Annotated in this window: 13 protein-coding genes and 1 pseudogene; 11 read left to right on the top strand and 3 right to left on the bottom strand. The window is 73.1% G+C overall.

Annotated elements, in window-relative coordinates; translation table 11 throughout:
* The first annotated feature begins 3 nt into the window (after positions 1 to 3).
* Together OG866_RS07485 and OG866_RS07480 are read left to right on the top strand one after the other, a co-directional pair.
* Complete coding sequence (locus OG866_RS07485) at positions 4 to 1800, top strand: ABC transporter permease subunit (RefSeq protein WP_329332649.1); 1797 nt, start codon at positions 4 to 6, stop codon at positions 1798 to 1800.
* Entirely contained in the window at positions 1797 to 3026 is a 1230-nt protein-coding gene (locus tag OG866_RS07480) for an MDR family MFS transporter (protein WP_329332648.1), read from the top strand. The genes OG866_RS07485 and OG866_RS07480 overlap by 4 nt, the downstream gene beginning before the upstream one ends.
* 43 nt (positions 3027 to 3069) lie before the next feature.
* Here OG866_RS07480 and OG866_RS07475 read toward each other — a convergent pair whose 3' ends face one another.
* Positions 3070 to 3828 (bottom strand): CDP-alcohol phosphatidyltransferase family protein, encoded by a 759-nt coding sequence (locus OG866_RS07475; protein WP_329332647.1) that lies wholly within the window; start codon positions 3826 to 3828, stop codon positions 3070 to 3072.
* Positions 3829 to 3935: 107 nt separating this feature from the next.
* Here OG866_RS07475 and OG866_RS07470 point away from each other — a divergent pair, with 107 nt between their 5' ends.
* The 5 genes and pseudogenes from OG866_RS07470 to OG866_RS07450 form a co-directional block, all read left to right on the top strand.
* Positions 3936 to 4919, top strand: a complete 984-nt coding sequence (locus OG866_RS07470) for a zinc-dependent alcohol dehydrogenase (protein ID WP_329332646.1) — start codon at positions 3936 to 3938, stop codon at positions 4917 to 4919.
* A 116-nt stretch (positions 4920 to 5035) separates the two neighbouring features.
* A complete protein-coding gene (locus tag OG866_RS07465) occupies positions 5036 to 5434 on the top strand; it encodes a 6-pyruvoyl trahydropterin synthase family protein (RefSeq protein WP_079309409.1) in 399 nt (132 codons plus the stop codon).
* Positions 5407 to 6621, top strand: coding sequence for a glycosyltransferase family 4 protein (locus OG866_RS07460; RefSeq protein ID WP_443063502.1), 1215 nt, complete (start codon positions 5407 to 5409; stop codon positions 6619 to 6621). Before OG866_RS07465 ends, OG866_RS07460 begins: the two co-directional genes overlap by 28 nt.
* A gap of 416 nt (positions 6622 to 7037) precedes the next feature.
* Positions 7038 to 7988 (top strand): class I SAM-dependent methyltransferase, encoded by a 951-nt coding sequence (locus tag OG866_RS07455; protein WP_329332644.1) that lies wholly within the window; start codon positions 7038 to 7040, stop codon positions 7986 to 7988.
* Positions 7985 to 9181: pseudogene (locus OG866_RS07450) on the top strand (lysylphosphatidylglycerol synthase transmembrane domain-containing protein); the annotation flags it as partial. The gene OG866_RS07455 and the pseudogene OG866_RS07450, both read left to right, overlap by 4 nt.
* Positions 9182 to 9213: 32 nt before the next feature.
* Here OG866_RS07450 and OG866_RS07445 read toward each other — a convergent pair.
* On the bottom strand, positions 9214 to 10002 hold the full coding sequence (locus tag OG866_RS07445) for a creatininase family protein (RefSeq protein ID WP_329332643.1): 789 nt from the start codon (positions 10000 to 10002) through the stop codon (positions 9214 to 9216).
* Positions 10003 to 10043: 41 nt separating this feature from the next.
* On the opposite strand from OG866_RS07445, the gene ribA reads away from it, so the two are divergent.
* The 4 genes from ribA to OG866_RS07425 all read left to right on the top strand — a co-directional run bounded on the left by ribA (position 10044) and on the right by OG866_RS07425 (position 14131).
* On the top strand, positions 10044 to 10703 hold the full coding sequence (ribA, locus tag OG866_RS07440) for a GTP cyclohydrolase II (protein ID WP_329332642.1): 660 nt from the start codon (positions 10044 to 10046) through the stop codon (positions 10701 to 10703).
* Positions 10704 to 10777: 74 nt separating this feature from the next.
* Positions 10778 to 11917 (top strand): NAD(P)/FAD-dependent oxidoreductase, encoded by a 1140-nt coding sequence (locus OG866_RS07435; protein WP_329343974.1) that lies wholly within the window; start codon positions 10778 to 10780, stop codon positions 11915 to 11917.
* Positions 11914 to 12975 (top strand): saccharopine dehydrogenase, encoded by a 1062-nt coding sequence (locus tag OG866_RS07430; RefSeq protein ID WP_329332641.1) that lies wholly within the window; start codon positions 11914 to 11916, stop codon positions 12973 to 12975. The genes OG866_RS07435 and OG866_RS07430 overlap by 4 nt, the downstream gene beginning before the upstream one ends.
* Before the next feature lies 1 nt (position 12976).
* The gene (locus OG866_RS07425) at positions 12977 to 14131 is read left to right on the top strand and encodes a saccharopine dehydrogenase family protein (RefSeq protein WP_329343972.1); all 1155 of its coding nucleotides are present in this window, start codon (positions 12977 to 12979) and stop codon (positions 14129 to 14131) included.
* Here the strand turns inward: OG866_RS07425 and OG866_RS07420 are convergent, their stop codons facing one another.
* Positions 14132 to 15361, bottom strand: coding sequence for a serine hydrolase domain-containing protein (locus OG866_RS07420; RefSeq protein ID WP_329332640.1), 1230 nt, complete (start codon positions 15359 to 15361; stop codon positions 14132 to 14134). It lies immediately after the preceding gene.
* Between the last annotated feature and the right edge of the window lie 48 nt (positions 15362 to 15409).

Raw genomic sequence — 15409 nt, 5'->3', positions numbered from 1 at the left:
CGCATGCGGAACCGAACGGCCGCGCTGCTGTGGCGGGCCGGGATCGCCGCCGCCCTGGTGTGCGCGATCGGCCTGCTGCCCTGGCTGACCCGCACCGACCCGGCGCTGACCGTGCTCAAGGCACGCTCGGCCGAACGCGATCCCGACCCCGCGGTGCTCGCCGACATCCGCGACGAACTCGGCCTGGACGACGGCCCGTTCCGCCTCCTCGGAGAGTGGCTGGGCGGGCTGTGGCGCGGCGACGCGGGACGGTCGTGGATCTCCGGCGACGCGGTCACCCCCGCCGTGCTCCAGGCACTGGGCGCCTCGCTGCTGCTGATGGCGGTGGCCCTCCTGGTCGCCGCCGTCACCACCGCGCTGATCTGTGCGCGCACGCTGTGGCTGGGCGCCCACCGGCGGCTCGGCGGACGCCGTGCCGGTGGCAGCGGCTCCGCGGTCCTGGCCGCGCTGCCCGAGTTCCTCACCGCGTCCGTGCTCGCCACCGTCGTAGGCGTCCAACTCCACTGGCTGCCCGCCCTCGGCTGGTACGGGCCGCGGTGGACGATCCTGCCCGCCCTCGCCCTCGGCCTGCCCGCGGGCGCGGTGCTCGGCCGGCTCCTCGACGACCTGCTGCCCGGCGCTTTCGCCGAACCCTGGGCGCTGGCCGCCGCCGCCCGCGGAGTGCCCGGCCGCGGCATCGCCCGCCAAGCCGTCCGCCGCTGTCTGCCCGGACTCCTGCCCAACACCGGCCTGTTCGCGGTCGGCCTGACAGGTGGCGCGGTCGCCGTGGAGCAGATCTTCGACATCCCCGGCCTCGGCCGCACCACCCTCCAGGCGGCCCTCGCCCAGGACCTCCCCGTCCTCCAGGCCGGCACCCTCGCCCTCGTCCTGCTCGCGGCGGCCGCGGCGGGCCTCGCCGCCCTCGCCACCCGCCTCCTCATCGGCCCCGCCCTGCGCGACGGCGCCCTGCCGTCCCTGCATGGCCCGAAACCCCCGGCCCGCACCGTGCAGCCCTTCGCGTACGGCGGGCTCCTCACGCTCGTCATCGCCCTCGGCCTGCCCCGCGACCCGCTCGCCCTCGACACCGGCGAGCGCCTCCAACCCCCCTCCCTCCAGCACCCGTTCGGCACCGACGGACTCGGCCGGGACGTCCTGGCCCGCGTCGGCCACGGCGCCCTCGACACCCTGCTGCTCGCCCTCACGATCAGCGCCGCCGCGCTGCTGACCGGCGTACTGCTGGGCCTGCTGCCCCGCGTGTCAGGCCCCCTCGTGGACACGATCGTCGCCCTGCCCCCGGTCCTCGTCGCCCTCCTCGTCACCGCCGTCGTCGGCGGCGGAACCGCCACCCCCGCCCTCGCCGTCGGCGCCGTCGCCTGGGCACCCCTGGCCGCCCACACCTGCGCACTGCTGCGCCAGGAACGCGCCGCCCTCCACATCACCGCCACCCGCGGCCTGGGCGCCGGACGCTGGTATCTCCTGCGGCACGAACTCCTGCCCGCCGTCCTGCCGGCCGTCACCCGCCACGCCCTGCTGCGGCTCCCCGGCATCGCCCTCGCCCTCGCCTCGCTCGCCTTCCTCGGCCTGGGCGCCCAGCCGCCCGCCCCGGAGTGGGGCCTGCTCCTCGCCGAGAACCAGCCCTACGCCGAGCGGGCCCCCTGGGCCGTCCTCGCCCCGGCCGCGGCCCTCGCCCTGCTGGGCGCGCTGGCAGTGACCGCGGCGGGTGGCGTACGGGTGCCTCGGCGGAGGCCGCGCAGGCCGGTGGCGGTACCTGAACAGCAGCCTCGTACAAAGGAATCGAAGGCACTGGCGGGAGCCCGATGAGCGGCCTGTCGATCGGTGTCCGCAAGGCACCGGACCGCACCGCCCGCCTCTCACCTCTCCTGCGCCTGCTGATCCTCACCCAACTCGCCTTCAACATCGGCTTCTTCGCCGTGCTGCCCTTCCTCGCCGAGCACCTCGGGCAGGCGGTGGGCATGGCGGGCTGGCTGGTCGGGTTCGTGCTGGGGCTGCGGACCTTCAGCCAGCAGGGGCTGTTCGTGGTGGGCGGGGCGCTGGCCGACCGGTACGGCATCCGGCCCGTCGTCCTGGCCGGCTGCGCGCTGCGGATCGCCGGGTTCGCCTGGCTCGGGTACGCGACGGACACCTGGGCGGTCATCGGTGCCGTCCTGCTGATCGGGTTCGCCGCCGCGCTGTTCTCACCCGCGGTCGAGTCCGAGGTCGCCCGGCAGGCGGTGGTCCACGAGGAAGCCACCGGCATCTCGCGCACCCGCGTCCTCGCGCTGTTCACGGTGGCGGGCCAAGCGGGCGCGTTCACCGGGCCGTTGCTCGGCGCGTTGCTGCTGTCGGTGGACTTCCGGACCGTGTGCCTGGCGGGCGCCGGCGTCTTCGTCCTGGTGCTCGCCGGGCACGCCTGGCTGCTGCCCCAGCACATCCCCGGCCGAACAGGCGTCCAACTCAAGGGCGGCGTGAGGCCGTTGCTGCGCAACCGGCGCTTCCTCGCGCTGTGCTGCGCGTACGGCGCCTGTCTCCTCGCCTACAACCAGCTCTATCTCGCCCTCCCGGCGGAGGTGGAGCGGGCCACCGGTTCGCAGGCGCCTCTGGCCTGGCTGTTCGCGCTGTCGTCGCTGCTGGTGGTGACCGCCCAGCTGCCCGTCACCCGCTGGGTGGGCGACCGGCTGGAGCCGCGTCGCTCGATGGTGGCCGGACTGCTGCTGATCTCCGCCGGGTTCGCCGTGGTGGCCCTGGCCCGCCCCGCCGACCGGACGGGTACGGCCGGGCTGCTGCCCGCGGCCGGTTTCGTCGTCCTGCTCACCCTGGGCCAGATGCTCGTCGCCCCCGTCGCCCGCGCCTGGGTCCCCGATCTCGCCGAGGACGGCCGGCTCGGCCTCTACACCGGGGCGCTGTCCTCGGTGTCCGGCCTCATCGTCCTGATCGGCAGCTCGGCGACGGGCACCCTCCTCGACACCGGGCTGCCCGCGGCCGTCGTGTGGCTGGTCCTGGCCGCCGTACCGGTCGCGGCGATCGGGTCGCTGCCGCGCCGGGCGTAGCGCTCGGGCGGGGCGGCCGGGCCGCTTTCGCGCCGGCCCCTCTTCATCCGGCGACGAGCTCGCGCATGTCCGCCCGCACGACCGCCTCGATCCGGGAGGTCCGCGACAGCCACAGCACATCCCGTCCGAACGACCACACCAGCGTCCCCAGCGCCGTCGCCACGACCGCGAACTCCAGGGCGTACGACAGCAGCCCCGACGCGGCGAGCAGCAGGAACACACCCTGGAGCGCGGCGACCGTCTTGCGGGCGGTGCTCGGCGGGAGCGGGGCGTTGAGCCAGGTCCAGACACGGGCGGCGGCCACGAAGGCGTAGCGCATGGCGCCGATGAGAAGGACCCACGGGCCCAGCGACATCGAGACGTAGACACTGAGCACCAGGATCAGGAACGCGTCGACCTCCATGTCGAAGCGCGCGCCGAGCGGGGTCGAGGTGCCGGTGCGGCGGGCCACCTTGCCGTCCACGCCGTCCAGGATCAGGGCCACCGCGGTGAGGCCCACGAACAGCGTGACCGGCGGGGAGCTCTGGAAGGAGTCGGCGACCAGGGCGGTCACCCCGCCGACCAGGATGGAGCGGCCGAGGGTCACCCGGTTGGCCGGGCCGAAGGAGCGGGGCTGGGTGCGGTGCAGGGCCCGGGAGAGCACCGCCCATGTGGCCACGGCGAAGGCGAGGCCGGTCAGCCAGCCCGCCGGACCCATGCCGATCGCGGTGCCGAGCAGAGCCAGCAACAGGATCTGGACACCCGCTCCGACAGCGGTCTCCTGCTGGACCAGCCTTGCCTCGTACGTGTTGTTCAGGGCCACCGAACATCCTCCGGCCGTGTGACAGAGTCGATCAACGCCGCGTACTGTGCGCGACCTGTGCACACCTCGGTACGTGAACTGCTTCCCGATCGTTCAGGAGGATGCCGATGAACCGCACCGCGAGGGCGTTCTGGCTCAACAGCCCGGGTGACGGCGAGATACGGGAGATCACCCTTCCGGCCCCCGCCGAGGACGAGGTGCTGGTGCGCGCCCTGTGGTCCGGCGTCAGCCGCGGCACCGAGACCCTGGTCTTCCGCGGCGGCGTCCCCGCCAGCCAGCACGCGGCCATGCGCGCACCCTTCCAGGAGGGTGAGTTCCCCGCCCCCGTGAAGTACGGCTACCTCAGTGTCGGGGAGGTGGAGGAGGGCCCGGCCGAGCTGGTGGGGCGCACGGTCTTCTGCCTCTATCCGCACCAGACGCGGTACGTCGTTCCGGCCGCCGCCGTCACCGTCGTACCGGACTCCGTGCCCGCCGAGCGGGCCGTCCTCGCCGGCACCCTGGAGACCGCCGTCAACGCCCTCTGGGACGCGGCGCCCTTGGTCGGTGACCGGATCGCGGTCGTCGGCGGCGGGATGGTCGGCTGCTCGGTGGCCGCGCTGCTCGCCCGCTTCCCGGGCGTCAGGGTCCAGTTGGTCGACGCCGATCCCGCCCGGGCCAGGACCGCGGAGGCGCTCGGCGTCGACTTCGCGCTGCCGGCGGACGCGCTCGGGGAGTGCGACCTCGTCGTGCACGCCAGCGCCACCGAGCAGGGGCTGACCCGCGCGCTCGAACTCCTCACCGCCGAGGGCACCGTCCTCGAACTGAGCTGGTACGGCGACCGGCAGGTCAGCCTCCCGCTCGGCGAGGCCTTCCACTCGCGTCGCCTCGTCATCCGCTCCAGCCAGGTCGGCACCGTCTCTCCGGCCCGCCGCGCCAGCCGCACCTACGCCGACCGGCTCGCCCTCGCCCTCGAACTGCTCGCCGACCCGTCACTCGACGCGCTCATCACGGGGGAAAGCGTGTTCGAGGAGTTGCCGGTTGTGATGCCGAAACTCGCGGCGGGGGAGATTCCGGCCCTTTGTCACCGCGTCAGGTACGACAAGAGCGCCTGACCTGAGAAAAGAGTGAGAGAGGGCTGAACACGGGGAAGCGAAGAGCCGTACTACACGGCATCCCGGCGGCGATCAGGCCGAAGGGATCAGACGCGCCGCACCTGGAGGGTCGTCCGTTGTTCAGTGTCACCGTCCGCGATCACATCATGATCGCCCACAGCTTCCGCGGCGAGGTCTTCGGACCCGCACAGCGCCTGCACGGAGCGACGTTCCTCGTGGACGCCACCTTCCGCCGGGAACAGCTGGACGACGACAACATCGTCGTCGACATCGGACTGGCCACCCAGGAGCTCGGCGCCGTCGTCGCCGAGCTGAACTACCGAAACCTCGACAACGAGCCCGACTTCGCCGGGATCAACACCTCGACGGAGTTCCTCGCCAAGGTCATCGCCGACCGGCTCGCCGAGCGCATCGAGAAGGGCGCGCTCGGCGAAGGGGCCCGGGGTATCGCCGCCATCGGCGTCACGCTCCACGAGTCGCATGTCGCATGGGCGAGTTACGAGCGTGCGCTGTGACCGACGTGACCCTGGAGAAGACCGCGACACCGTCGCTCGGTTACGTTCCCGTGCAGCACTCCGCCCTCAAGAACGCCGACATCATCCCCATGTCCCTGCGCTCCGTGCACTTCGTCCTGCCGGGCGGTGTCGACGACCCGGCGACCCCCAGCGGCGGCAACGCCTATGACCGGCGGGTGAGTCTGGACCTGCCCGGCTTCGGCTGGCAGGTCCACAAGCACGCCGTGGACGGCGAGTGGCCCCGCCCGGGTGCCGCCGCCCGCGCCGAACTCGCCCGCACCCTGAGGGAGTTCCCGGACGACACGGTCGTCCTGCTGGACGGGCTGGTCGCCTGCGGTGTCCCCGAGATCGTCGTCCCCGAGGCGGAACGCCTGCGGCTCGCCGTCCTCGTCCACCTTCCGCTCGGCGACGAGACCGGCCTGGATCCCTTGGTGGCCGCCGAGCTGGACGCCAAGGAGCGTGCCGTACTGCGTGCCGTGCCCGCGGTCATCGCCACCAGCGACTGGGCGGTCCGCCGCCTCGTCTCCCACCACGGCCTGGCCCCCGACCGCGTCCATGTCGCCGCCCCCGGCGCCGACATCGCCCCGCTCGCCTCCGGAACCGACGGCGTCTCCCGCCTGTTGTGCGTCGCCGCGGTGACGCCCCGCAAGGGCCAGCACCGGCTGGTCGAGGCGCTCGCGACGGTACGGGACCTGCCGTGGAGCTGCGTCTGCGTCGGCGGCCTCGGCCAGGACCCCGAGTACGTCGGCCAACTCCGGTCCCTGATCGCCAAGTACGGCCTGGAGCACCGGCTGGAACTGGCGGGACCGCAGGCCGGCGCCCAGCTGGACGCCAGCTACGCCGCCGCCGACCTGATGGTCCTCACCTCCTACGCCGAGACCTACGGCATGGCGGTCACCGAGGCCCTCGCCCGCGGCATCCCGGTCCTCGCGACCGACGTCGGCGGCCTCCCCGAGGCGGTCGGACGCGCCCCCGACGGGGGAGTGCCCGGCATCCTCGTCCCGCCGGAGGACCCCGCCGCCCTCGCCGCGGAACTGCGCGGCTGGTTCAACGAGGCGGACGTACGACGCCGGCTGAAGGCCGCTGCCCGGGGCCGACGGGCCGCCCTGGACGGCTGGGCGACCACGGCCCGCAGCCTGGCCGGAGTACTGGGCCGACTGCCGAACGAACCCAGGAGGGCGGCATGAGGAAGACGGCTACCACGGAGCGCGGCGGCAGGATCCCGGCCCAGCCGGGGCCGCGGGCCGCGGCGACGGGCACCGACGCGGACGTGTCCTCCCTGCCGGCGGCGGGGGCGAGGGCGGACGTGTCCTCCCAGCCTGCGGTGGGCGGAAGTGCGGTGGTGTCTGCCGTGCCTGCGGTGGGTGGAAGTGCGGTGGTGTCTGCCGTGCCTGCGGTGGGCGCAAGTGCGGCGGTGTCTGCCGTGCCTGCGGTGGGTGGAAGTGCGGTGGTGTCTGCCGTGCCTGCGGTGGGCGCAAGTGCGGCGGTGTCTCCCGTGCCTGCGGTGGGCGGAAATGCGCCGGTGTCCCCCTTGGCTGCGGTGGGCGGAAATGCGGCCGTGTCCCCCTTGCCCCCGACAGGCGCGAGTGCGGAGGTGGCTCTCATGCCCCCGATGTCCCCGGCTTCCGACCCCTCCGCGGACTCCGTGATCCCCGGCGCGGGCCCCGCCGCCGTACGCCCGGGAGAGCGCCCCACCGTGCGGCTGCGTGAGGACGGGCCCGAGGAGCAGCCGCGGTACGCGCCCGAGTGGCTGGAGCTGCGCGAGCCGGCCGACGCCTCCGCGCGGGCGCACGATCTGCTGGACCCGCTGCGGATCCGGCTGGCGAACCTGCCCGGCAAGGCCGGTCTGGTCATCCACGACCTGGGCTGCGGTACCGGCTCGATGGGCCGCTGGCTCGCCCCGCGTCTCGACGGCCCCCAGCACTGGATCCTGCACGACCGCGACCCCTATCTCCTGCACTTCGCCGCCGTGGCCTCCCCGCGCGTCGCCGCCGACGGCAGCCGGGTCACGGTCGAGACGCGCCGCGGCGATGTCGCCCGGCTCACCTCGGACTCCCTCTCCGGCGCCTCCCTGGTGACCGCCTCCGCGCTCCTCGACGTCCTCACCCGCGAGGAGATCGACACCCTCGCCGAGGCCTGCACCGGGGCCGGCTGCCCGGCGCTGCTCACCCTGTCGGTGGCCGGCCGCGTCGACCTCACCCCGTCCCACCCGATGGACGCGGAGATCATGGAGGCGTTCAACACCCACCAGCGACGCTCCGGGCTCCTCGGCCCGGACTCGGTCACCGCGGCCTGCGAGGCCTTCTCCGAACGCGGCGCGACGGTACGGCTGAACCCCAGCCCCTGGCGGCTCGGCCCCGGCGAGGCCGCGCTCACCGCGCAGTGGCTGCGCGGCTGGGTGGGCGCGGCCGTGGAGCAGCGCCCGGAGCTGAAGGAGCCGGCCGACCGCTATCTCCGCGACCGGCTGGAGGCGTGCGAGGCGGGCGAGTTGACCGTCCTCGTCCACCACACCGACCTGCTGGCGCTGTCCCGGCCGACGGGCGGGGCGGCATGAGCGTGGAGACGGTACGGGCGTATGTGGTGCGCAGGCCTTCGGGCGAGCGCGAAGGGCGGCGTGCCGGGGCGCGGGCGCGGACCCGGCCGGTGGAGGTGACAGGAAGGGACGTTTCTGCGGAGGCGGCGGAGGCTGCCGAGGCGCACGTCCCCACCGGTACCACTCCCCACACCGCCGGCCTCGTCCTCGTCCCGCCTGTCAAGGCCGTCCCCCCACCGGACGTCGCCGTCTCCGGCTCCCGTATCGGCGTGATCGTCGCCGCTGTCCGCCCGGAAGCCGCCGCCGGCCCAGAAGCCGCTACCCCCCGCACCCCCCGGTGGCGTACCGCCCTGGCCCGTCTCAAGTCGCCCGCCGTACGCACCCACGTGGGCAGTGTCGTCGGTGTCCTGATCCTCGCCGTGCTGCTGTGGCGGCTCGGTACCGGGGTGTTCCTGGACGGGCTGCGGCGGATCGACGGCGGGTCCCTGGTCGCCTCGCTCGGGATCGGTGTCGTCACGACCGTGTTCAGCGCCTGGCGCTGGCAGTTGGTGGCCCGGGGCCTGAAGATCCGGCTGCCGCTCGGGCCCGCCGTCGCCGCCTACTACCGTGCCCTCTTCCTCAACGCGGCGCTCCCCGGCGGTGTGCTCGGCGACGTCCACCGGGCGGTACGGCACGGGCAGAGCACCCGGGACCTCGGGCGCTGTGTGCGGGCCGTCGTCCTCGAACGGGTCGCGGGGCAGCTCGCGTTGGCGGTCGTCGGCGCCGGCGTGCTGCTGACCATGCCGTCGCCGGTGCTGAACCAGGCCCGTGATCTCGCGCCGGTGCTGCTGTTCGCCCTGGTGGGTGCGCTGGCCGTCGTACTCGCTCTGCGGATGAACCGGGCGCCGGTGCGGTGCGGCCGGGCGCTGAACGAGGTCCGCGCAGGGCTGCTCTCGCGGCGGAACGGGCCCGGGGTCGCCCTGTCGTCCCTCGTCGTCCTCGCCGGGCACGTCGGGATGTTCGTGCTCGCCGCCCGCGTCGCGGGGTCCGCCGCCTCCGTCGCCGAACTGCTTCCCATTGCCGTGCTCGCGCTGGTCGCGATGGGGCTGCCGCTCAACGTCGGCGGCTGGGGGCCCCGTGAGGGCGTCACCGCCTGGGCGTTCGGCGCGGCCGGCCTCGGGGCGAGCAGCGGGCTGGCCGTCGCCGTCGTGTACGGGGTGCTCAGCCTCGTGGCCAGCCTGCCGGGGGTGTTCGTCCTGCTCGCCCGTTACCCGCGCACCGAATCACCGGAGCCCGAGGAATCCTCGTCGGAGGTGAGCAGCGCCACATACGGCCCGAACGAATTCGCCAGGCTCTCCAGCAGTGCTTTGCCCTTTTCCGCCGAACCCAGCGAGGGACGGCCGATGACACCCGAGTCGGTATAGGCGGACATACCGAGGGTGAGCAGATGCCGACGGTCGTCCGCGACGAAATCGGAGGTCTCATAGCCGGGTCGGACGAATTCGGGATGAGCGTGCAGAAGGATGGAGGTCTCGATTTCCCCCGCGTGCATGTCGGTGAGCAGCGACGTGACCACCCCCGCCCGCTCGCGCGCCGACTCCCAGTCCTCCGCGGTCGGGAACAGTGCCATGCGCTCTCCGCGGGAGGAGGATTCCTGAACGACGTTGCCCAGTACGTAGTTTCCGCCGTGTCCGTTGACCACGACGAGGGCCTCCACCCCCGAACGGCGGAGCGAAGCCGCTATGTCCCGTATCACCGAGTGAAGGGTCACCGAGGAGATGCTGACGGTCCCCGCCCAGGCCGCGTGCTCGTGCGAGCAGGAGATCGTCACCGGCGGAAGGAGGTGCACCGGGTACGCCGCGGCGATCTCCCGGGCGATGGCACAGGCGACGAGGGTGTCGGTCGCCAACGGCAGGTACGGGCCGTGCTGTTCGAAGCTCCCCACAGGCAGCACCGCGACCTGTCGTGAGACATTCGCGCCCCGCGTCCGTACGTCTTCCGTGGTGTCCGCCGGCAACGGACCGTATGCCGCCGACCGCGCTTGCGAATCACTCATTCTTTCACGGCCTTTCGTCTCTGCTTAGGAACTCGAGAATCATGACAGACAAAATTGGTGTCCTCGGCAAGAAGTCCCCGCAGCGCACCGGCGTGGAACGCATAGTGAATGCCCCGCTGCCCACCGTGTACGGGAAATTCCGCGCGGTCGGCTATCTCGACCACGACCGCGGCGACGAACAAGTGGCGCTCGTACACGGCGAGATCGGCACGGACGACGTCCTCGTGCGGCTGCACTCCGAGTGCCTCACCGGTGACGCCTTCGGCTCCCGGCACTGCGAGTGCGGCGAGCAGCTCGACTCGGCGCTGCGGGCCGTCGTCGCCGAAGGCAGCGGCATCGTCGTCTACTTGAGGGGCCACGAGGGCCGCGGCATCGGACTGCTCGCCAAGCTGCGCGCCATGGCCCTACAGGCGGAGGGCCTGGACACCGTCGAGGCCAACCTCGCCCTCGGCCTGCCGGTGGACGCCCGCGACTACGGCGTCGCCGCCGGCATGCTGCACGACCTCGGTGTGAACAGCGTCCGGCTGATGTCCAACAACCCCGACAAGCGCGAGGCGCTGGTACGGCACGGCATCGAGGTCACCGAGACGGTGCCGCTGCTGATCCAGCCGTGCGAGAGCAACATCACCTACCTGCGCACCAAGCGGGAGCGCCTCGACCACCATCTTCCGCACCTGGACGCGGTGGCCCACCTCTCCTGATTACGGGGACCGGAGTCCGGACAGGAAGAGGGGACCGACCGATCCCGTCGCCCCTGGGAGGCTCGCCCGTGAGGATGCAGGCACAAGCCGTCGTGATCGGCGGCGGGGTGATGGGCACGAGCATCGCCTACCACCTCGCCGCCGCCGGTGTCCGCGACGTCGTACTGGTCGAGCGGGACGAACTGGCCTCCGGTTCCACCTCGAAGGCGGCGGGCGGGGTGCGGGCCCAGTTCTCCGACGAGCTCAACGTGCAGCTCGGGGCGCGCAGTCTGGCCGCGTTCGGCCGGTTCCGGGAGGAGATCGGGTACGACATCGGACTGCACCGCGTCGGCTACCTCTTCCTGCTGTCGACCCCCGAGGACGTAGCCACCTTCGAGGCGGGCGTACGGCTACAGAACGCGCTCGGCGTGCCCAGCCGCATGCTCACCCCGAAGGAGGCCCGCAGGCTCTCCCCGCTGATCCGTACCGAGGGCCTCCTCGCCGCCGCCTACTCGCCCGACGACGGCCACTGCACCCCCGAGGCAGTGGTCCACGGCTACGCCTCCGCGGCCCGTGCCCTCGGCGCCCGTGTCCTGCGCCGCACCGAGGTCACCGGCATCGAGCTCCACGGCGACCGGATCACCGCCGTGTCCACGACCCTCGGCCGGATCGCCACCGGCACGGTGATCTGCGCGGCCGGACCCTGGTCACGGGCCGTCGGCCGGATGGCCGGCGTCGACCTTCCGGTGGAGCCACTGCGCCGCCAGATCGCCGTCACCGAACCGGTCCCGGGCCTGCCGCCGGGCCTGCCCATGACCATCGACTTCAGCACCACCCTCTACTTCCACCGCGAGGGCCCCGGCCTCCTCCTCGGCATGTCCGACCCCGACGAACGCCCCGGCTTCGCCACCGACACCCACGACCGGTGGATCCCCCGGCTGGCCGCCGCCATGGAACACCGCGCCCCGGCCCTCCTGGACCTGCGCCGCACCGGCGGCTGGGCGGGCCTGTACGAGATCACCCCGGACCACAACGCGCTGATCGGGGAGGCCACTTCGGTCTCCCGCTTCCTGTACGCCACCGGCTTCTCCGGCCACGGTTTCCTCCAGGGCCCGGCCGTCGGCGAGGTGGTCCGTGACCTGGTCCTGGGCCGCGTACCCTTCGTGGACGTCAGCCCGTTGAACGCCGGCCGGTTCGCGGCCGACGCCCCGCGCCCGGAGGCCAACCGCGTATGACCGAGCTCCATCTGTGGCTGCGCCACGAGGTCCGTCCCACCGAGCGACGCACCCCGATCGTGCCGTCCGACGCCCGGCGGCTCGTCGAGAGCGGGGTGACGTTGACCGTCGAGGAGTCCCCGCAGCGGATCTTCCCGGTCGAGGAGTACGAGGCGGTCGGCGCCCGGGTCGCGCCCGCGAGGTCGTGGGAGTCGGCGCCGGCGGCGGCCGTGATCCTGGGCCTCAAGGAACTCCCGGACTCACCGGGCCGGTTGACGCACCGGCACATCTTCTTCGGGCACGCCTACAAGGGGCAGCCGGGCGCCGCGGAGCTGCTGCGCCGGTTCACCGCCGGGGGAGGAGAGCTCCTCGACCTGGAGTACCTGGTCGACGACACCGGGCGCCGCCTCGCCGCCTTCGGGTACTGGGCCGGATATCTGGGCGCCGCCCTCGCCGTGCTCCAGCACCGGGGCCGCCTCACCGCGCCGCTCGCGCCCACCTCCAAGGAGGAGCTGGACGAGACCCTCCGACCCGCCGCCGGGGACGCGGACTTCACCGCGCTGGTGATCGGTGCCCTGGGCCGCAGCGGACGCGGCGCCGGCGTGGCCCTGCGGGCGGCCGGTGCCGAGCCCACCTGCTGGGACCTGGACGAGACCCGGGACCTGGACCGCCCGGCCCTCCTGGCCCACGACCTGATGGTCAACTGCGTCCTCGCCACCACCCCGATCCCGCCCTTCCTCCGCGAGGAGGACCTGGACGACCCCGCCCGCCGGCTGCGCACCCTCTCCGACGTCACCTGCGACGTCGGCTCGCCGCTCAACGTCCTGCCGGTCTACGACCGCACCACCGAGTGGACCGACCCGGTACGACGGCTGCGCAAGGAGCCCCCGCTCGACCTGATCGCCATCGACAACCTGCCGTCGCTGCTGCCGAAGGAGGCCAGCGAGGACTTCTCCGCCTCGCTGCTGCCCCTGCTCCTCGGCTTCGAGGCCGGCGGCACCTGGGGGCGCGCGCTGGACCGTTTCCATCAGGCATGCCGGGAACACGGCATCGAGGAAGGGGAGTTGCCGCATGTCTGACCTGGTCGACCTGGTTCCCGCGAGCGGCACCGTCCACTGGATCGGCACCGGCCTGTCCACGGGCAGCGGACTGGCGAAACTGTGCGAGAGCGCCGGCCGGGTGCGCGTCTGGCACCGCACCGAGGAACGCGCGGCCGAGGCCCTCGACCGGCTGGGCCTGGCCGGACGCGCCGAGCCCCGCGCCTACACCCTGGACAGGCTGACGGCGGCCCTGGCGCCCGGGGACGTCGTCGTGTCGATGCTGCCCGCGCCCGAACACGCCGGGATCCTCGCGGTCTGCGTCGCCTCGCGCGCCCACTTCGCCTGCTCCAGCTATGTGTCGGACGCGGTCCTCGAACAGGTCCCCGAGGCTGCCGCGGCCGGGCTGGTCGTCCTCACCGAGGCGGGCCTCGACCCGGGCATCGACCACCTCTTCGCGCACAGCCTCGTCGCCCGCGGCCGGGAGGCGATCGGCGACGGCACGGCGGCCTCGTACCGCCTCACCTCGTACTGCGGCGGCATCCCCGCGGTGCCGAACGACTTCAGGTACCGCTTCAGCTGGGCGCCCCTCGGCGTCCTCAACGCCCTGCGCTCGCCCGCCCGTTACCTCAGGGACGGGGCCGAGACCACCGCCGCGCGGCCCTGGGAGGCGACCCGGCCGCACCTCGTGGACGGCGAGACCTTCGAGGTCTACCCGAACCGGGACAGCGTGCCCTTCGTCGAGCAGTACGGCATGCCGCCCGCCTGGAAGCCGCAGACCTTCGTGCGGGGCACCCTGCGCCTGGAGGGCTGGCTGGAGGCCTGGGGCGCCGTGTTCGAGGAGCTCAAGGCGGGGGACGACGCCCGGATCGCCGCCCTGGCCCAGGAGCTGGCCGCCGCTTACCCCACGACGGACGCCGACCGGGACCGGGTCGTCCTCGCCGTGTCGCTGGACGTGGCCGGTCCCTCGGGACAGGCGTGGTCGGGCAGCTATCTGCTCGACCTGACGGGGGGCGAGGAGGAGAGCGCGATGGCCCGCTGTGTCTCCCGCACCCTCGCCCTCGGCGTCCGCCACATCCTCGACGGCTCCCTGCCGCCCGGCCTGAACCGCGCCGCCGAGACGGCGGCACGGTCGGAGCAGTGGCTGCGTGAACTCGCCCTGGAAGGGGTCGACTTCACGCTGCGGGTGGATTCCTGATCAATTCGTCACGGCCTCGTGCACCAGCCGCTTCAGCTCGGGGTAGAGCGCGTGCGAGCCCTTGGGCCGGACCTGCGTCATGAACTGCACCGTCAGATCACGGCGCGGGTCGACCCAGAACGTCGTCGTCGCCACCCCGCTCCAGCCGAACATGCCCAGGCTCGTCGGGGCCTTCGTACGCTCCGGGTCGATCACCACGGAGACACCGAGGCCGAAGCCGAGCCCGTCGTTGCCGGGCTCGTCATGTGCGGGACGGCTGCCGAAGGCGCGCAGATCGGCGCCGCCCGGCAGCTGGTTCGAGGTCATCAGGTCCACCGTGGCGGGGGACAGCAGACGGACGCCGTCGAGTTCGCCGCGACACCGCAGCAGCTCCATGAACCGGTGGTAGTCGTACGCGGACGCCACCATGCCGCCGCTGCCGGACAGGAACCGGGGGCGCCCGAACAGCGGCAGACCGGCGATCGGCTCGATGCGGCCGTCCTCGGTGTCCCCGTACAACTCGGCGAGTCTGCCCGCCTGTTCGTCGCTCACGTGGAATCCGGCGTCGGGCATCCCGAGCGGCCCGAAGATCCGCTGGGCGAAGAACGCGTCCAGCGGCTGCCCGGACACCACCTCGATGACCCGGCCCAGCACATTGGTGGCGACGGAGTAGTTCCACTGCGTGCCCGGCTCGAACTGGAGCGGCAGACTCGCGTACACGTCGACCGTCTCGGCCAGCGTCGAGCCCGGCACCACGGACGACTCCAGGTCGGCCTCGCGGTAGAGGGCGTCGACCGGGTGGGAGCGGTAGGAGGCGAAGGTCAGACCGGCGGTGTGGGTCATCAGATGCCGGATGAGCACGGGCTGTGCGGCGGGGCGGGTCCTGACGTCGGCGCCGGAGCCGCTCTCGTGGACCCGCATGTCGGCGAAGGCGGGTACATACCGGGCCACCGGATCGTCCAGCGACAGCTTCCCCTCCTCCATCAGGAGCAGCGCGGCGACCGAGGTGACCGGCTTGGTCATGGAGTAGATCCGCCACAGGGTGTCGGGCGTGACGGGCAGCCCGGCCGCCAGGTCGCGCCGGCCGTGCGCGGTGAGGTGCGCGACCCGGCCGCCGCGGGCGACGGCCACGAGGAAGCCCGGCAGGCGCCCCTCGTCGACGTAGTGGGCGACGTGCTGGTCGAGGCGGTCCAGCGCCTTCGCGTCCAGCCCGACCTCGCCCGGGTCCACCTCTTGCCGCAGCTGTGCCATCGCTCTCCTCCGAATACGTTCGTTCGAGGTGCGGTCCGGCATACCCAG

The organism is Streptomyces sp. NBC_00663 (assembly GCF_036226885.1).
GTDB lineage: Bacteria > Actinomycetota > Actinomycetes > Streptomycetales > Streptomycetaceae > Streptomyces.
Note: the sequence above shows the minus strand (reverse complement) of the source record. Positions and strands in the feature narration are given on the sequence as shown.

Excerpts from the sequence above, each read along its gene's own strand:
- OG866_RS07420 (WP_329332640.1), bottom strand. The coding sequence starts at position 15,361 with ATGGCACAGCTGCGGCAAGAGGTGGACCCGGGCGAGGTCGGGCTGGAC.
- OG866_RS07435 (WP_329343974.1), top strand. The coding sequence starts at position 10,778 with ATGCAGGCACAAGCCGTCGTGATCGGCGGCGGGGTGATGGGCACGAGC.
- ribA (WP_329332642.1), top strand. The coding sequence starts at position 10,044 with ATGACAGACAAAATTGGTGTCCTCGGCAAGAAGTCCCCGCAGCGCACC.
- OG866_RS07445 (WP_329332643.1), bottom strand. The coding sequence starts at position 10,002 with ATGAGTGATTCGCAAGCGCGGTCGGCGGCATACGGTCCGTTGCCGGCG.
- OG866_RS07460 (WP_443063502.1), top strand. The coding sequence starts at position 5,407 with ATGGGCGAGTTACGAGCGTGCGCTGTGACCGACGTGACCCTGGAGAAG.
- OG866_RS07470 (WP_329332646.1), top strand. The coding sequence starts at position 3,936 with ATGAACCGCACCGCGAGGGCGTTCTGGCTCAACAGCCCGGGTGACGGC.
- OG866_RS07480 (WP_329332648.1), top strand. The coding sequence starts at position 1,797 with ATGAGCGGCCTGTCGATCGGTGTCCGCAAGGCACCGGACCGCACCGCC.
- OG866_RS07455 (WP_329332644.1), top strand. The coding sequence starts at position 7,038 with ATGCCCCCGATGTCCCCGGCTTCCGACCCCTCCGCGGACTCCGTGATC.
- OG866_RS07430 (WP_329332641.1), top strand. The coding sequence starts at position 11,914 with ATGACCGAGCTCCATCTGTGGCTGCGCCACGAGGTCCGTCCCACCGAG.
- OG866_RS07485 (WP_329332649.1), top strand. The coding sequence starts at position 4 with ATGCGGAACCGAACGGCCGCGCTGCTGTGGCGGGCCGGGATCGCCGCC.